Origin of the sequence: Thalassospira sp. A3_1 (assembly GCF_017744215.1) — a bacterium.
Classification (GTDB): domain Bacteria; phylum Pseudomonadota; class Alphaproteobacteria; order Rhodospirillales; family Thalassospiraceae; genus Thalassospira; species Thalassospira lucentensis_A.
The window spans coordinates 1,487,547-1,503,930 of record NZ_JAGHQQ010000001.1; the positions used below are offsets into that span (position 1 = coordinate 1,487,547).

Here is a 16,384-nt window from a genome sequence, read left to right on the forward strand (position 1 = left end):
GGGAGGGCAGGATGTCGACCGTCAATTCGTCTACTTCGTCGAGCTACGTATCCTCGTCCTATGTTTCGGGGCTGACCGACCTTGATACGGCCCAACTGGTTGAAGACGCCTATAATGTAAAGATGGAAGTCGCCGACACCATCGAGGCAGAGGTTGATGAGCTTGAACTTGAAATTGCGGCGTTTGAAGATCTGCAGGACTTGCTGGAAGCGCTGGAAGATGCGGCCGACGCGCTGACGGCATCGGCCGAGCTTGAAAGCCTGCGCGACGATGTCTGGGTCGGGAAATCGGCCTATCTGTCATCGTCGGATGCCAACACCACTGCGTCGGATGTGCTGGGTGTTCTGGTAGACGATGAGGCTGCTGTTGGCAGTTATACGATTGAAATCAAACAGATGGCGACTGCCCACAAATTGGGCGGCGATACCTATGCCGATGCGTCGGCGTCGGCAGGCCTCTCAGGTACCTTCAGTCTTGTGGCCGGGGATGATTATACTGCGACGGATATCGAGATATCCGGTGACATGTCGCTTGACGATATTGCGGATGCCATCAATGACCAGAGCAGTGCAACCGGTGTACGCGCCAGTGTGCTTCAGGTATCCGACGATGAATATATGTTGGTGCTATCGGCCATTGATACCGGGCAGGAGATCACCTTTGATACAGACGGAGCCGATACCACGATTGCAGCATCGCTGGGTCTGATCAATGCCGATGGTAGTTATGCCAACGAACTGGTAGCAGCCGATCAGGCGATCTTTTCTGTCGATGGGGTCGAGGTAACGCGCAGCAGCAACACGGTTGATGACGTGATTGATGGTGTCACGCTTTATCTGTATGCCGAGGAAGCAGGCACGGAAATCACGCTTGAAATCGATGAGGATGCGAGCTCGGTCTATGATGCGATCGAGGCTTTTGTTACCGCATATAACGAACTGCGCAGTTTCGTCATCACCAACCAGGCCTATGAGGCCGGTGAAGGAGCGAGCGAGGATGCGGTCCTGTTTGGCGATTCACTTTTAAGTTCTGTTGTTTCGTCGGTTTATGACGCGCTGTCCTTTACCGATGACAGCGACACATATGCGTCCCTGTCATCGATCGGCATCACCTTTGATGAAAGCAACTATCTGGTTATTGATTCCGAGACACTTGAAGATGCGCTGGTTTCGAATTTTGACGAGGTTGCCGATCTGTTTTCACTGTCGACCGATACCGGTTCGGACAACCTGCTGGTGTCAGAAGCCGATGGTACCTATACCGGCACCTTTACCATCGATATTGCAGTTGATGCCGACGGCAATATCACGTCGGCCAGTGTCGGCGGTGATTCCAGTCTGTTCACCATCAGCGGCAACAATATCATCGGGGCTGAAGGGTCGGTCTATGAAGGTGTCGAGCTGTATTTCGGCGGTGACAGTTCCGAAAGTGTCGATGTCACGATTTCCAGCGGACTTGCCAATGAAATGGTCAATGCACTCGACAAATATACCAACAGTTCGGATGGCCTGATTTCCGCCCGGATCGATCGGCTCGAAGAACAGACATCCGATCTTGAGGATGAAATCGACGAGGTAACAACTGCTGCCGAGGCTTATGCCGAAGATCTGACGGAGCGCTACTCGGCGCTGGAAACCAAGATGTATCAGCTTCAGCTGCTGCGCGAACAACTTGAAGCCTTGTGGGGTGATGATGAATAAGCATTCGCAGACGACTGCACAGCAGGCCTATCGTTTTGCCGGTGCAAGCGCACAATACAACAATGCATTGCGTACAACGTCACCGGTTGGGATGATGGTGATCGCCATCACTCGTACGCGCCAGCATCTGCGGGCGGCCAAACAATACCGTGAAGAAAAACATTTCGATCTTGAACGTCAGGAAAAGGCAATTGCGGTCAATCGATTGCGAGCATTGCAGGCAGTTGTCGCGCCGAAGTCAGCACCGGAATTATCCCGTGATCTGTATGCATTCTATGCACGGATGATAAAACTTCTGGCTCGAAACGGGCGGAAAACACCGCTTGAGGAACGTTATGAAATAGTGGACCGGAACCTCGAAGCACTGGCAAAACAGTGGGAAAGTTTCAAATCGGTCAATCCGCAGTCCGTCGGGCCACAACAGGTTCGCGGGACCCGTCATATCGTGGAACAGGTGTTGTGAGGGGCAGTTGAGTGTAGGCATCCGTCGCGAAATGACATCGGGATCGCAAGCCTCCGAGGCGGCAAAGCAGACGGCTGCCCTGTCGGAACTTGCTGATCAGGACCTTGTGGCCCTGATGGTTCGGAGCGACAAGCGCGCCTATCGCGTGCTTGTTGAACGATACTATCGTGGGATCATTGGGATCGCGCGGCGCATGGGGCTGACCGCTGGCGATGCAGAGGACGCGGCACAGGATGTTTTTGTCCGGGTCTGGCTGCACCGGGAAAAATGGCGTCCTGAGGGTGCCAGTTTCAAAACCTGGCTGTATCGGGTTGCGGTTAACCGGGTAATCGACCTGAAACGCAAACCGCAATTCGTGGACGGCAGTGATCTTGAAAGCATGCCGGATGATGCGATGTCACCGGTTGAACAATTGGCACAACATCAGGAATTCAAACGGCTTCGAAGTGCGATCAAGCTGCTGTCAGAGCAACAACAAATTGCCATCAATCTGTTTTATGACCGCGAGCTGTCGAACCAAGAAGCGGCCGCGATTATGGGTGTTTCCGTCAATGCGATGGAATCACTATTAAAAAGGGCACGAAAGCGACTGCGTGAAGAGTTGAAAGCGATGGGATAGATCGTTAACTTCAGTTGCGTTCGAACAGGTAGGTTCGTCCTAGAAAAAAGCGGTGTGCTGTGAAGATCGAGAAATTTGAAGAATTGCTGGATCAATACGGATGGGACATATCGTCCTGGCCCGAGCCGCTTCGCCATGAGGCCAACATTTTCGTTGCCCGGAATGACGAAGCAGCAGAATTGCTCCGGTCCCTGAAATCTGTTGAAGATTTTCTGGCTGATGATCCGTTGCCGATGGGCAAGCATCGCGCGATTGATGATATATTCGCGGCAATTGAGGCCGAAGAAATCGCAACCGAACCACGGCGCCACGACGCCAAAAGCGATGTCTTTTCCTTTAGCGACGAACGTCCCGGACATAGTGCCGAGCCGCAAATGGCAGAGCACGGGGACGATCCGGCTCCACAACGACGGACATATCCATCCGAAAAGGCGCCAAATCCGGTGAGCGGTATGGCCGGACCGACAGACCCGGTACGAGCAAAATCAGGTATCCGGGTCAAGTCATCGCGGGCATTGCTGCACTATTCCGCGACCTTTGCATCAGCCTGCGGGATGGTGCTGTGTGTGATGTTCGGTTTTGTTGTCGGCGTTGTGTTTACGTCGGAACAGGCAATTCACACTGACGTCCAGGCAACCGAAATGCCGATGGTGCAGGCGTTGGAAAATCACGTTTTTGATGAGGCGTCGCAAGGCATGGGAATTGGTTTGAATGGCGATAACACACAAAAGGGGCGGGAATGATGGTTTTTGATGATCGTCGCAAACCGAATGCCACCCGAAAGTTTTTGTGGGCCTCGCTTGCACTGAACCTGTTCCTGATCGGGACGATTGCCGGAAGTATTGCCGCAGGTAGCACGATCCTTCACAGTTTTCTGGGGGCTCCGCCACCGATGCCGGGGCAAGATAATGACCGACCACCAGGTGTTCGTATGCTTGCCGATGTGCGCGAAAAGCTCAGTCCTGACGGGCAGGCAGTTTTTGATGCCGAGTTCGCGCCCGTGATAAAGGATTTGGTGAAGCGCCGCGACGATCTGAAAAAATTCAGGGAATTGCGCGAGGTTTTGTTGCGTGACGATGCAACGGACGCCGAGATTCGCGACGTCTTTGGCAGAATGAAAAACGGTATCGGTGATGATATCGGTCGTATCCTGAATCATATGGCCAATGTCGCGGTCCGCTTGTCGCCCGAAGATCGGGCTGAATTGGCGTTGCATCGTCCGGGACCGCCGCCGCCACCGCGATAACATCGACGTCAACTGAACGGCGTGTGATCACAAGGGAGTGCTTGGACACTCCCTTTTTGTTTTTGGATTTATTATTCAAAAAAATGAATTTGCTGCGCCAGTTTTTCCGTCGTCCAGCGTGAAACGAACATAGACCCGATCAATGTTCGCTTTATGGAGGCGGTGATGAGTTACCTCAGCGGCCTGACATACGATAACCTGACGGCTTCGACGACGTCATCGTCAAGCACATCGACCTCGTCGAGTACGAGCGAAAGCTCGACCTACGAAACCTATATGACGCTGATGCTGACGACACTTCAGAATCAGGATCCGACCGATCCCGAAGATGTGTCGGAGATGACCACGCAGCTGGCAACCTTCGAGCAGCTCGAACTGGCTGAACAGAATAATGCTTTGCTGTCCGATCTTTCGGAATCGCTTCTGACCTTGCAGGGCGTGATCGATGACAGTGCGGCGCAGTCCTATCTTGGTACCGATATTGTCGCAGTCGGGGACACCGCGCCGCTCGAAGATGGCGAGGCCGAATGGTATTTCGTTCTTGATGATGATGCATCGAATGTCAGCATCGAAATCACCGATGAAGATGGAAATGTCGTCTATGAGAGGACAGTGACCGGTGCCGAGGGGGCGAATAATTTCACCTGGGACGGGACGACTGGTGGCGGTAGCACGCTGACGTCGGGCACCTATACCCTTTCGGTTGAGGCGACCGATGCGGATGGAAATTCCGTTGATTCCGAAACTCTGATGACCGGTGTGGTGTCGGCAATCGACCTGACCGGCGATGAAGCCGTGCTGTATGTCAACGGGGTCGATGTTTCGATCTCGGGCGTTCAGGGCACGCAAACAGTTTCCTGAAGTGAAGGATCAAGGTCATGAGCTTAAGCAGTGCACTGAATTCCGCCGTTCTGGGGCTGAATGCGCAATCAACATCGCTTGGTGTGATTTCGGGCAATATCAGCAACAGCGAGACTGTCGGTTATAAGGACAGTTCGACATCCTTCTCGTCACTGGTAACGACCCCCGGTTCGACAACGACCGGCTATTCGAACGGTGTGACGACATCGACCCAGACTAATATCAGCTCGCAAGGACTGATTCAGGCAGATGATACAGCGACCAGTCTGGCGATTTCGGGTGATGGTTTCTTTGTCGTGACCGATGCCAATGGCGACGTCTACTATACGCGCGCCGGCGATTTCGATACGGATTCCGAAGGAAACCTGGTCAACAGTTCGGGCTATTACCTCATGGGTTATGCCCTGGATGATGATGGCAATCCGGCAAGTGGAACTGTCCCGACAAGTACGTCGGCTTTGACCACCATCAATCTTGAAGACCTGACCGGTACGGCCGAAGCCACGACTGAAGTTTCGATGGTCGCCAATCTTCCGGCAGATGCGGCCGTTGGCGATGTATTTTCCGTCGATGTCGAGGTTTTTGACAGTCTCGGAACCAGTCATACGGTGACTTACACCTATGAGAAGATCGCAGCGAACGAATGGGAACTGACCTATTCTGATCCGGTTCTGACATCGGACGGGACGACGGTTACGGGTACGTCCTCGGGTGGTCCATTGACGATTACCTTTGACGGGGATGGCAATCTTTCGGCGATTACGGATACCAGCGGCACTGATGTGACCGACAACGCAACTCTGACCATCACCGGCTGGACCACCGGGGCGAATGATAGCTCTATCGTTTCCGATCTTGGAACGGCCGGTGATGACGACGGCTTGCAGCAATTTGCGTCCGACGAAGAAGATGGCGACATGACGCTGTATTCTGTCGGTCAGAACGGTTCAAACTACAGCGAGATCGCCGAGATATCGATCTCGGACGACGGGGTTGTTTCGGTCACCTATGAGAACGGTGAAAGCGAACCGGTTTATCAGATCGTACTGGCGGACTTTGCGAATGCGGATGGTCTGACTGCCTATAGCGACACCGTTTACAAGGAAAGCAACACATCGGGAAGCTACGTGCTGAAAACCCCGGGTGATGGCGGAACCGGGACGCTGGCGGATTATTCGCTGGAAAGTTCCACCGTCGATACTACCAGCCAGTTTTCCAAAATGATCATCGCACAGCAGGCCTATTCGGCGGCGGCACAGGTCGTTTCAACGACCAGCGATATGTATGACACGCTCATTTCGGCAGTGAACTAAGTCGTGAAGCAGGGGGATTTCAGGTTATGACAGCAATGGCTTTGGCACTTCCAAACGATAGCGACGCCGTCGCGCAGATCATTGCGCGTCTCGAAGAACTTCTCGATGTCGAATGGCGGATCCTTGAACAGGGTCAGTATGACCTTTTGCCCGATATCACGGCGGAAAAGACTCTGCTGGAAGATGCGCTGAAGTCCGAACTGCATGCTCAGAAACAGGCCGATCCGGAAAATCCGCTTGCTGGCCAGATCATCAATTTTGAGTTGGTGCGCAGTCTTCGCAATAAGCTTGATCGCAATAATATCCGCCTTATGGCCAAGCGTGATGCCTGCCTGAAACGTATTCGTGCCGGTTGGGCTGCAACGGCAGGTGATCAGGCAACTTCATATGACCGCGATGGTGATCTGCACGGCAAATCGACACGCGCCATTCTGAATTTGAAGATGTAACTGCACTTTTGACAACTGGCAGGTCAGAAAAATGTCGATCCGTGCTGCCCAATCTGCTGCGTTCAGCGCATTGCAATCAAGTCAGACCGGGATTGCCGTATCTTCGAACAACATCGCCAATGCGTCGGTCGAAGGATATACAACCAAGTCGACCAGTCTGGCCAGCAATGTCAGCGGTGGATCGGCTGTGGGCGTTTCGGTCACTTCGGTAGGGTCAAGCGTTGACAGTTATCTGATCAAGGCGATCAACGAAGCCGCATCGGAAAGTGGATATGCATCCGTGTTTGCCGACCCGTTTGAAATCGTTTCAAGCAATTTCGGATCAGTTGGCGATGATGACGCGATATCGACCCTGATTACCGATCTTGAAACATCAATTGCATCCCTTGCTGCCAGTGCGGACAGCCAGTCGGCAAAGTCGCTGGTTCTGACCGACGCGGAACAGATCGCAAGCGAGCTTAACAGCCTTTCGGACGGTGTTCAGGATCAGCGTGCGGCGGCCGATCAGTCGATCGAGGATACGATTGATCAGATCAATTCGCTTCTGAATGAAATTCAGTCCTATAACGAGCAGTTGACCGGAACGGATGGAACGACACTGGCGGCAAGCGAACTTGAAGATGCACGCGCGGTTGCCATTCAGGAACTGTCCAAATTGGTTGACGTGACCTATTACACCAGTTCGTCAAACCAGACGCAGGTCTATATCGGTGGCACGCTTGTCGTCGGAAGCCAGGTGCAGGAGCTTGAATATAATGCCGTCGGTACGGTCAATGTCGATACAGTATTTGGTGACATTACGGTGAACGGCAAGTCGATCTCGGATGATATCAGCGGTGGTGAGCTGCGTGGGCTTATCGATCTGCGCGACGAAACCCTGCCGGGCATTCAGGACGAGCTTGATGCGTTGGCCGTGACCCTGATGGACAGCATCAATGCCGTCACCAATCTCGGCACATCCTATCCCGGCCCGACCGAGCTGACATCAAGCGAGACAACGGCATTGACGGATGCCTTTTCGGGAACGGGTACCGTGCGGTTGGTGGCGACGGACGAGGATGGCAACGCGACTGAAATCCTTGATATTGATCTGACGACGGTGACGACGGTTCAGGATCTGGTCGATCAGATCAATGCATCTGCCAACATGACGGCGACGGTAAATGCCGATGGCACGTTAACGGTTGCCAGTTTCGAGGATGATTACGGTGTTTCGATTGTCAATATGGATGCCGAGGTTGGGGCAGATGCGCAGGGTTTTTCCGACTATTTCGGTCTGAACGACATGTTCACAGGAACCGGGGCCGACGATATCTCGGTGAATGCCGCGTGGCTTGCAGATTCCAGTCTGGTGCCAACCGGATCGGGATCGGATGACGCTGCTTTGGCCGTTGGCGACAGTGTGATTTCGTCGGGAAGCTCGGATGTGGCCGAGGCGCTGGCGAATGTTTTTGATACCAATGTCAGTTTCGATGCGGCCGGGAACCTTGGCAGTACCAAAACGACGCTTTCGGATTACGCGTCGGAAATACTGTCTGATGTTGCCCAACAGGCTTCAAGTGCCGAAACCAAAGCCAGTGTCGCGAGCACGGCCTATAGTGATCTGGTCGAAAGTTTTTCCAATCAGTATGGCGTCAATACCGACGAAGAGGCCCTGACAATGGCCAATCTTGAAAGTGCCTATGAAGCGGCTGCCGCGATCCTCGAAATCACGCAATCGCTGATGGACACCTTGCTTGAAGCTGTCCGGTAAAGGGTAAAGAACATGAGAGTTTCGACAGCCGCCATGCAGCAGAACCTGCTGAACCAGATGCGAAGTGTTCAGTCACAACTTGCCGACGCGACCAGGCAATCCAGCTCGGGAATGAAATCGGATTCCTATTCCGGCGTTTCGGATAATTCCTATGTGATCAGCACGCTGAGTGCTGAAATATCGGAATCGTCGGCTTACGCCGATCTGGCCGAGCAGATTCAGAGCCGTGTCGAAATGTATTATTCGACACTGAACGATATGGTCGATTTGTTAAGTGACATGCTGGCCGATATCTCGGGCGCACTTAGCACTGGCAGCACGGATGTTGCAGGGATCAACGAGTCTGCGTCGGCGGCACTTTCCACCATGGCATCTTTGCTTAATACCCAATATGAAGATCGCTACCTGTTTGCCGGGTCGGCCACAAATACGGCCCCGGTTTCTGTCGATGTGGCTGATTACCCGGCCATGACAACGCCCAGTACAGCCGATACCAGCTATTATTCCGGCAATAGTGATATTGCATCGGCCAAGGTCGCGGATGGCACCATCATCGAATATGGCCTTACCGCCGATCAGGAACCGTTCGAGCAGGCATTGCGGGCGTTGAACCTGACAGCTTATGCATCATCCGATCCGATTGATGAAGCCGCCCTGACCGAGGCAATGGCCTTGATTGAGGACGCGGTCGAGGGAATTGCAGATCTTCAGACCCAGGTCTCTTTGACCCAGGATGAGCTTGAGGCGATTGTTGACATGCATACCGACTTCCAACTGACCGCCGAGGGTATTGTGACCGACCTTTCCGAAGTCGACCTGGCCGAGGCCATGGTGAATCTTGAAACCCTGTCGGTACAGCTTGAGGCATCCTATTCGGTGGCCGGTCAAATCGTTGATATGTCGCTGTTTGAATATTTACGCTGAATTGTGCCAGTCAGTAAATGGCTATTCGCGGCTTTCCGGATTAGGGGGCTTGGGGTCATCGGGCTGAATGCCGTGTTTTTCCAGAATGTCGGCATAAACCCCGTTTTTACGCAGCACCGAAATTCCTTGATCTAACCGGTCCAGCAGGAAATCCGTATTATCGGCCTTGTATGAAATGCAAAAATAATACGGGGTGTTGTTGATATCGCGATGTGTTCTTTTCCCGATCTTCTTCGTGATCCCGACGCCCGAGATGGAACGCGGTGACAGGGATCTATACCCGGATCGATAAGGCTTGGGCCGTTTGGCCAGCAAAAAGGCCGGTGCATGCACCGGCCTTTTTGATCAGTTTTCGGTCGCCTTATTCAGCGGCTTTGACTTCGGTATTGCTACGGATTGCAGCATCGCGAACATCGCTGTCGACATGTTCTTCGAACTTAGTGAAATTCTTTTCGAACAGGCCGGTCAGGTTCGCGGCGGCCTTGTCATAGGCAGCCTTGTCCGACCAGCTGTCGCGAGGGTTCAGGACTTCTGCCGGGATATCGCCACAAGCGGTTGGATATGCCAGACCGAAATACGGATCGGTCGCGAAGTCGGCATTTTCGAGTTCGCCATTGAGTGCCGCGTTTAGAAGACCGCGGGTGTATGCGATCTTCATGCGCGAACCAACGCCATAGCCACCACCAGACCAGCCGGTATTAACCAGCCAGCAATTTGCCTGATGTTTTTCCATCAGTTCACCAAGCAACTTGGCATAAACCGATGGATGACGTGGCATGAACGGCGCACCAAAGCATGCAGAGAATGCCGCAGTCGGTTCCTTGACACCTTTTTCGGTGCCAGCAACCTTTGCGGTATAACCCGACAGGAAATGATACATCGCTTGTGCCGAGGTCAGCTTGGCGATCGGCGGCAGAACGCCAAACGCATCACAGGTCAGCATGATGATGTTTTTCGGATGGCCGCCACGACCGTTTTCCGATGCATTCGGGATGAATTCGATCGGATAGCTGGAACGCGTGTTTTCGGTGTGACGTGCATCGTCGAGGTCAAGCTCACGCGACTGCTTGTTCATCACAACGTTTTCCAGAACCGTTCCGAAGGTTTCGGTTGTGGCATAGATTTCCGGTTCGGCTTCTTTCGAAAGCTTGATTACCTTGGCGTAACAGCCGCCTTCGAAGTTGAAGACGCCATCTTCACCCCAGCCATGTTCATCGTCACCGATAAGCGTGCGTGATGCGTCGGCCGACAGGGTGGTTTTACCGGTGCCCGACAGGCCAAAGAAGATCGCCGTGTCGCCGTCCTTGCCCATATTGGCCGAACAATGCATCGGCATAACGCCCTTGGCCGGTAGAATATGGTTAAGAACGGAGAAGATCGATTTCTTCATTTCGCCAGCATACCAGGTGCCGCCGATAATGACCATTTTGCGCTCGAAGGAAACGACGACGAATACTTCGGAACGGGTGCCATCGACTTCCGGATCAGCCTGCAGGCCCGGGGCATGCAGAACGGTGAATTCCGGAGCAAAATCGCGCAGTTCTTCCTTTGCGGGCTGGATGAACATGTTGCGAGCGAACAGGTTGTGCCATGCATTTTCGTTGATCACGCGAACCGGCAGGCGGAAACGCGGATCTGAACCGGCATAGCAGTCCTGAACAAACAGTTCGGTACCCTGGAAGTAAGCGCGCACTTTCTGGTACAGGCGCTCGAATACTTCCGGGCTGACCGGGCGGTTAACGTCGCCCCAGTCGATGTCGTTCTTGGTGCCTTCCTCTTCGACGATGAAACGGTCCTGCGGGGAACGGCCGGTATGTTCACCGGTCAGCGCAACAAATGCGCCACCCTTGGCAATTTTGCCTTCCTGACGACGGATTGCATGTTCGTAGAGGCCGGCAGCGTCCAAATTCCAGTGAACGGCGCCAAGATTTTTGAGGCCATGGGTTTCAAGGCCTACACGGCTGACAACGGGTCCTGATTGCAGCACGGATCTCTCCTGGTGGGAATTGAGTCTGGGGGTTAATAGTCAATTCTACACAATCGGCATGTGGGATAGCCGGTTGCGTCGCGACATATTGTTACAAAGGTGTCTTAAAAGCAACCTGTCCTTTGGCTCAATACCAAGGAAAACGTAGACGTTTTTGCGTTTGCGAAAAGTCACCTTTCGAAAGTGACAATTAAATCTTCGTTGCCCAAATCAGGTCATTTGACCGCGCGCTTTTTTACACATTTCGACCAGAATATCGCGCGCATCGCCCGGACTGCGAATTGTTTTGGTGAAATCGACGCGCAAAGGACGGGAATCGGCAGAATTGCATTCCAAATCCATTCCATCACAGTCAATCGCCACCATTTTCCACGAGTCATTTCTGTTCTGACCGGCGAAATGTTCGACAATGTCGGCTATGGCATCGGCATGGTCGGTATTCATATGTTCGATCACGTCGTCATGGCCCGTGATCAGCGACTGACAACCGTCGACAATGAACTGGTCGCCTTTCAGTCGTCGCTGTTTGCCAAAACCGCCGACCCAGTAAACGGCTTCGACCGTGACATGATAAAAGCCGAAATCGGCGAAATCGGCATATTGGGCGGCATCGGGATGGTATTGCAGATAGCGCTGCCGGGTTTTAAGTGTGTGATCGGCAACTGTTCGACCAAAGATCGTCAGTCTGGCGTTATCCGAATTGATCCTCTCGCTTTGTCCGGGATCAATATTACCGTCAGTAAACAGCAGGGACATTCGCGGATCACTTTGCAAATGACGGGTATGATCCGCCAGGTCGGAAATCAGCAGGATGGGGCTGCCATCAATATGGGCGGCAGGAACGACCATTGATGTCACCGGCCAGCCATCGCCAACCTGTTTGTGATCGCAGGCGGTTGTGGCCATGACTGCATGTGCGGCACGTCGTGTCATACGCCGGAGTTCTGCCGCGGCATTTCCGTTGTGCTGTGCAATGTCCGACATGCGGTGTGTCCCCTTGATGAACAGGGCTTTTATTTGGGGTTGGTTGTCGCCGTCCGCAATGTTTGGTCTGGCTGGATTACAGGTTGCCATTTCCGGTCGTGATGAGCGGTGCGGTCGTGACGGAAAGACGACGTTTGCGGATGGTTTCCAGCACGCGTTTTTTACTGCCGTCGCTCATGCCCATCCATGCACCAATTTCGTCGCCCGTACGAAAGCATCCGGTGCAGTAGCCAGCGGCGGGGTCAAGAACGCAAACGCCAATACAGGGGGATTTGACAGGCATGATTTTCCAAATCTGGTACCGAGATTGATTGTGTGCATAGAAAACACAAAGCCCGCGAGGATCAAGAGGGTAATAATCCTGCGGGCTTTGTAATGTGTGGTAATTTCGGGACGTGAACGTTCTAGAGGCGGTCAAACCAGTTGCGGACCTGCCGGTCGGCCTCTTCGCGTTTAACGCCGTAGGCTTCCTGCACCAGCCCGACCAGTTTTTCCTGCTGGCCTTCGATCTGATCAAGGTCATCGTCGGTGAGACGGCCCCACTCGCGTTTGACGTGACCACGCATCTGTTTCCAGCGGCCTTCGATTTGGTCCCAATTCATCAGGTATTCTCCTGTTTCTTTCGGGTTGTTTGCTCGTTTGGTCCGGAAATTTTATCTGCGTGCCGATGACATGCTTCTCTTCCGGCTGTTTGGTCATAAAACGGTTCGGAGTGTTTTTTGTTCCAAGATACCCGAATTGCTTCCTCTGCCAAGACAGGGTTGCGGCCCGCTGACTTGCCATATTCGCCTGTCAGGGGTATAGCCGAGCCAGTTTTTTCATTGGAGTGTGTGTGAGCGCACCATCGGCGTGCAGCACGGAGGACAATATGCGCGGATATTTCGGGATCGGGATCGAGGGGGCCAGCAAGCCTTTTAACGTGGGCACGCTGTTTCGTTCCGCTCATGCGTTTGGTGCCAGCTTTGCTTTCACGGTGGATGCGGATTTCCGTGATGAACGGGCCAATGTGGCCGACACATCACGTGCATCCGAGCAGATGCCCTACTATCACTTCCCCGATCACGATCATCTGTTCCTGCCTGATGGTTGCCGGATGGTTGGTGTTGAACTGACACCGGATGCAATTGAACTGCCAAGTTTCAAGCATCCGTCGCGTGCGGCTTATATCCTTGGGCCAGAACGTGGCAACCTGTCACAGGAAATGCAGGATCAGTGCGATTTCATCATCAAAATTCCGATGAGCTTCTGCGTGAATGTCGCGATCGCCGCCAATATCGTCATGTATGACCGGCTGATCAGCCTTGGCCGTTTTGCCCCGCGCCCGGTCCGTGCCGGTGCCCCGACCGAGCCAAAACCGGAAGCCTTTTATGGCGGCTGGATTTCGCGCACGCGTGACAAACGCAAAGCCGATCCTGAAAAGTTCCGTCAGGCCCCGCCGCCGGATTACAGCGTGATAGACGGAACGCTGGATGACGACGATTAAGGCATGAAAATGAAGCAACGGCCGCGAGGGAGGAGCGCGGCCGTTGCGGTTTCCTGACCCGGTTTCATCGACAGGGGGAGGTCGATGGCAGGGGGCATGGGTCAGGCAATCGGGTTCACTATGTCGTTTCAGGCAACCATTATCGCCGTTTCATCTCGCTCATCCCCTTCATCAGCGTCGGAAATTTCGGCCTTTTCAGGGAAAATTCCGAGCGGATTGCGCAGCAGGTTGGCAATCATTCGCATCCCGACATCACCCTGCAGGGTCAGTAGGCTTTCGGGATGGAACTGTACCGCGCTGATCGGAAGGCTTTGATGGCGTATACCCATCACCACACCGTCATTGCTGCGCGCGGTGACTTTAAGATCAGTCGGCAGGCTTGCCAGATCGGCAAATAGCGAATGATAGCGACCGACGACGATTTCATCGGGCAGGCCTTCAAACAGTGGATCAGACGGGTCCAGTTTCACCTTAGACGGTTTGCCATGCATCGGTGTGTCGAGTTGACCAAGTGATCCCCCGAAAAATTCGACAATTCCCTGTAAACCAAGGCAAACACCAAAGACCGGAAGCCCAGCGGCAAGGGCACGCTCGATGCTTTGGCGAAGACCGTAATCATTGGGCCGTCCCGGTCCCGGGGACAGGAACACCAGATCGGGTTTGAAATCGTCAAACGCCTCATCGGGGAAACCGGGGCGCAGAGTCAGGGTTTCTGCACCGGTTGCACGGATATAGCTGGCAAGGTTTTGAACAAAACTGTCTTCGTGGTCGATCAGAAGCACGCGTTTACCAACGCCCGAAATGGTCGGATCAATGGTGGCTTCGTCCTTGGCATCGCGGGTGACGGCATCAATCATGGCCGATGCCTTCAACACTGTCTCGGCTTCTTCGGCAGCAGATTCACTATCAAACAGCAATGTCGCACCCGCGCGAACTTCGGCAACACCCTGTTTGAGGCGCACGGTGCGTAATGTCAGGCCGGTATTCAAGTCGCCATTGCACAGAACCGCGCCGATGGCCCCGCCATACCACGCGCGCGGACTGCGTTCGACGGTTTCGATATGTTTCATGGCGGCCCGTTTGGGGGCACCGGTTACGGTAACCGCCCAGCAATGCGTCAGGAAAGCATCAAGTGCATCAAAACCTTCGCGAAGACGGCCTTCGACGTGATCGACCGTGTGGATCAGGCGGGAATACATTTCGATCTGGCGACGGCCAAGAATACGGATGCTTCCGGGTTTGCAGACGCGTGCCTTGTCGTTGCGATCAACATCGGTGCACATTGTCAGTTCGGATTCTTCCTTGGCCGAATTCAGAAGGGTACGGATATTTTCCGCATCCTCAATCGCGTCGCGACCGCGCGCGATGGTCCCCGAAATCGGGCAGGTTTCAATACGTTGACCGGTAACGCGGACATACATTTCCGGCGATGCGCCGATCAGGTGTTCACCGTCCCCCAGATTGATTAGGAAACCATAGGGTGCGGGATTGCGGCGTTTAAGGCGGCGGAAGATTTCAGACGGGGCCGTTTTGCATTCGGTCCGGAACACACGGCTTGGCACGACTTCAAACAGCTCTCCGCGGGCGAATCGTGGCTTGGTTTCATCGACGACGGCGGCGTATTCGCCGTCTTTCATGTCGTTTTCGACGATCCCGTTTGCACCGTGTGACGGTGGGTGATCCTGTGTAATGCGGTCGAGCCCGACGGTGCTGTGGCCATCTGGCGCAATGAATTCATATTCAAAAAGGGTGGCGACCTTGGATGCGTGGTCGACCGTGATCATCTGATCGGGCAGGTAAAGATGGATATCCTTATGATCACTGCTGCGATCCTGGATTAGTGATATCTGTTCAAAATGAAGAGCGATGTCGTAACCAAAGGCACCGTATAGGCCCAAACGCTCCTCGCCTTTGTGGGCAAACAGGTCGCGAATGGCCCGGACAACAGAAAACAGGCTGGGCTGTTGACTGCGTTCTTCTTCGGGGAACCAGACCGCCGCTTTGCCGACATAACCGTAAAGGCCGTCATCGCCCTTGGTCAGGCCTTCGATATGGGCATGACCTGTAAGGGCATGTTCAATCATGGGCAAAAGCACCCGGCCGCGATCATTGAGTGCACGGATCGCAAAGCCGCGTTCGCGTCCGGTAATTTCCAGCGGTGGTTTGGCAAAGCCCATGTCCCAGCGCGAATAGCGACCCGGAAACTCGTAGCTTGAAGACAGCAAAACACCTTTGGTCCGATCAAGGGCATCAATCAGGCTTTCAGTGGCATTTTCATAGGTGATTTCTGTCTGGCGGCGAATGACGGCGATGCCGCCATCGGTGGTATATCGATATTCGCTACTGATTTCAGAAGTCGGGCTGGTCACGTCAAATACTCCATTTGCGGGGCGCTGCCGCAGGAGCAATGTGACTTTTCAGCAAGTAGGGAGAAGGTCTGAAAACACAAAGCCGCCTGCGAAGATCAGGCGGCCGGTTGTTTCAGGGCATGATAATTGGCCGCCCGCTTATGCGGACCACCACCAACGATTGGAAATAAGGATCGGGTTCATGCCGTGTGTTTTCATGCGTCAAACTATGATCAGCGATCAGGCGGGCGTCA

The 16,384-nt window shown here is 53.8% G+C and carries 16 protein-coding genes; 11 read left to right on the forward strand and 5 right to left on the reverse strand.

Annotated elements, in window-relative coordinates; genetic code table 11:
- Window positions 1–11 precede the first annotated feature (11 nt).
- The 10 genes from fliD to J7395_RS06785 all read left to right on the forward strand — a co-directional run bounded on the left by fliD (window position 12) and on the right by J7395_RS06785 (window position 9,328).
- Window positions 12–1,700: a flagellar filament capping protein FliD gene (gene fliD, locus J7395_RS06740; RefSeq protein WP_209220955.1), complete on the forward strand. Its 1,689-nt coding sequence runs from the start codon at window positions 12–14 to the stop codon at window positions 1,698–1,700.
- Window positions 1,690–2,163, forward strand: a complete 474-nt coding sequence (locus tag J7395_RS06745) for a flagellar protein FliS (protein ID WP_209220956.1) — start codon at window positions 1,690–1,692, stop codon at window positions 2,161–2,163. The genes fliD and J7395_RS06745 overlap by 11 nt, the downstream gene beginning before the upstream one ends.
- 7 nt (window positions 2,164–2,170) lie before the next feature.
- Window positions 2,171–2,782: a sigma-70 family RNA polymerase sigma factor gene (locus tag J7395_RS06750; protein WP_156484625.1), complete on the forward strand. Its 612-nt coding sequence runs from the start codon at window positions 2,171–2,173 to the stop codon at window positions 2,780–2,782.
- Window positions 2,783–2,841: 59 nt separating this feature from the next.
- Window positions 2,842–3,525 (forward strand): hypothetical protein, encoded by a 684-nt coding sequence (locus J7395_RS06755; protein ID WP_209220957.1) that lies wholly within the window; start codon window positions 2,842–2,844, stop codon window positions 3,523–3,525.
- On the forward strand, window positions 3,522–4,028 hold the full coding sequence (locus J7395_RS06760) for a periplasmic heavy metal sensor (RefSeq protein ID WP_097053239.1): 507 nt from the start codon (window positions 3,522–3,524) through the stop codon (window positions 4,026–4,028). Before J7395_RS06755 ends, J7395_RS06760 begins: the two co-directional genes overlap by 4 nt.
- Window positions 4,029–4,193: 165 nt before the next feature.
- Entirely contained in the window at window positions 4,194–4,889 is a 696-nt protein-coding gene (locus J7395_RS06765) for a FlgD immunoglobulin-like domain containing protein (RefSeq protein ID WP_209220958.1), read from the forward strand.
- Between the two features lie 17 nt (window positions 4,890–4,906).
- Window positions 4,907–6,202 (forward strand): flagellar hook protein FlgE, encoded by a 1,296-nt coding sequence (flgE, locus tag J7395_RS06770; protein ID WP_209220959.1) that lies wholly within the window; start codon window positions 4,907–4,909, stop codon window positions 6,200–6,202.
- Between the two features lie 35 nt (window positions 6,203–6,237).
- Window positions 6,238–6,651 (forward strand): hypothetical protein, encoded by a 414-nt coding sequence (locus J7395_RS06775; protein WP_209220960.1) that lies wholly within the window; start codon window positions 6,238–6,240, stop codon window positions 6,649–6,651.
- A 31-nt stretch (window positions 6,652–6,682) separates the two neighbouring features.
- Complete coding sequence (gene flgK / locus J7395_RS06780) at window positions 6,683–8,404, forward strand: flagellar hook-associated protein FlgK (protein WP_209220961.1); 1,722 nt, start codon at window positions 6,683–6,685, stop codon at window positions 8,402–8,404.
- Window positions 8,405–8,416: 12 nt separating this feature from the next.
- On the forward strand, window positions 8,417–9,328 hold the full coding sequence (locus tag J7395_RS06785) for a flagellin (RefSeq protein ID WP_082824780.1): 912 nt from the start codon (window positions 8,417–8,419) through the stop codon (window positions 9,326–9,328).
- A 361-nt stretch (window positions 9,329–9,689) separates the two neighbouring features.
- On the opposite strand, the gene J7395_RS06790 is transcribed toward J7395_RS06785, so the two are convergent.
- The 4 genes from J7395_RS06790 to J7395_RS06805 form a co-directional block, all read right to left on the reverse strand.
- On the reverse strand, window positions 9,690–11,315 hold the full coding sequence (locus J7395_RS06790; protein WP_209220962.1) for a phosphoenolpyruvate carboxykinase: 1,626 nt from the start codon (window positions 11,313–11,315) through the stop codon (window positions 9,690–9,692).
- Window positions 11,316–11,525: 210 nt separating this feature from the next.
- Complete coding sequence (locus J7395_RS06795) at window positions 11,526–12,299, reverse strand: DUF2470 domain-containing protein (RefSeq protein WP_209220963.1); 774 nt, start codon at window positions 12,297–12,299, stop codon at window positions 11,526–11,528.
- Window positions 12,300–12,375: 76 nt separating this feature from the next.
- Window positions 12,376–12,582 carry a DUF1289 domain-containing protein gene (locus J7395_RS06800; RefSeq protein ID WP_209220964.1) on the reverse strand — a complete coding sequence of 69 codons (207 nt, stop codon included), beginning with the start codon at window positions 12,580–12,582 and terminating at the stop codon, window positions 12,376–12,378.
- Between the two features lie 121 nt (window positions 12,583–12,703).
- Complete coding sequence (locus J7395_RS06805) at window positions 12,704–12,901, reverse strand: CsbD family protein (RefSeq protein WP_062952233.1); 198 nt, start codon at window positions 12,899–12,901, stop codon at window positions 12,704–12,706.
- A gap of 266 nt (window positions 12,902–13,167) precedes the next feature.
- Here J7395_RS06805 and J7395_RS06810 point away from each other — a divergent pair, with 266 nt between their 5' ends.
- The gene (locus J7395_RS06810) at window positions 13,168–13,782 is read left to right on the forward strand and encodes an RNA methyltransferase (RefSeq protein WP_062952232.1); all 615 of its coding nucleotides are present in this window, start codon (window positions 13,168–13,170) and stop codon (window positions 13,780–13,782) included.
- Window positions 13,783–13,910: 128 nt separating this feature from the next.
- On the opposite strand, the gene J7395_RS06815 is transcribed toward J7395_RS06810, so the two are convergent.
- Complete coding sequence (locus J7395_RS06815) at window positions 13,911–16,151, reverse strand: anthranilate synthase component I (protein WP_209220965.1); 2,241 nt, start codon at window positions 16,149–16,151, stop codon at window positions 13,911–13,913.
- Window positions 16,152–16,384 lie beyond the last annotated feature (233 nt).

What these genes read in the sequence shown, in the direction of transcription:
- fliD (WP_209220955.1), top strand. Translation starts at nt 12, where the DNA reads ATGTCGACCGTCAATTCGTCTACTTCGTCGAGCTACGTATCCTCGTCC.
- J7395_RS06745 (WP_209220956.1), top strand. Translation starts at nt 1,690, where the DNA reads ATGATGAATAAGCATTCGCAGACGACTGCACAGCAGGCCTATCGTTTT.
- J7395_RS06760 (WP_097053239.1), top strand. Translation starts at nt 3,522, where the DNA reads ATGATGGTTTTTGATGATCGTCGCAAACCGAATGCCACCCGAAAGTTT.
- J7395_RS06765 (WP_209220958.1), top strand. Translation starts at nt 4,194, where the DNA reads ATGAGTTACCTCAGCGGCCTGACATACGATAACCTGACGGCTTCGACG.
- flgE (WP_209220959.1), top strand. Translation starts at nt 4,907, where the DNA reads ATGAGCTTAAGCAGTGCACTGAATTCCGCCGTTCTGGGGCTGAATGCG.
- J7395_RS06775 (WP_209220960.1), top strand. Translation starts at nt 6,238, where the DNA reads ATGGCTTTGGCACTTCCAAACGATAGCGACGCCGTCGCGCAGATCATT.
- flgK (WP_209220961.1), top strand. Translation starts at nt 6,683, where the DNA reads ATGTCGATCCGTGCTGCCCAATCTGCTGCGTTCAGCGCATTGCAATCA.
- J7395_RS06785 (WP_082824780.1), top strand. Translation starts at nt 8,417, where the DNA reads ATGAGAGTTTCGACAGCCGCCATGCAGCAGAACCTGCTGAACCAGATG.
- J7395_RS06795 (WP_209220963.1), bottom strand. Translation starts at nt 12,299, where the DNA reads ATGTCGGACATTGCACAGCACAACGGAAATGCCGCGGCAGAACTCCGG.
- J7395_RS06800 (WP_209220964.1), bottom strand. Translation starts at nt 12,582, where the DNA reads ATGCCTGTCAAATCCCCCTGTATTGGCGTTTGCGTTCTTGACCCCGCC.
- J7395_RS06805 (WP_062952233.1), bottom strand. Translation starts at nt 12,901, where the DNA reads ATGAATTGGGACCAAATCGAAGGCCGCTGGAAACAGATGCGTGGTCAC.
- J7395_RS06810 (WP_062952232.1), top strand. Translation starts at nt 13,168, where the DNA reads ATGCGCGGATATTTCGGGATCGGGATCGAGGGGGCCAGCAAGCCTTTT.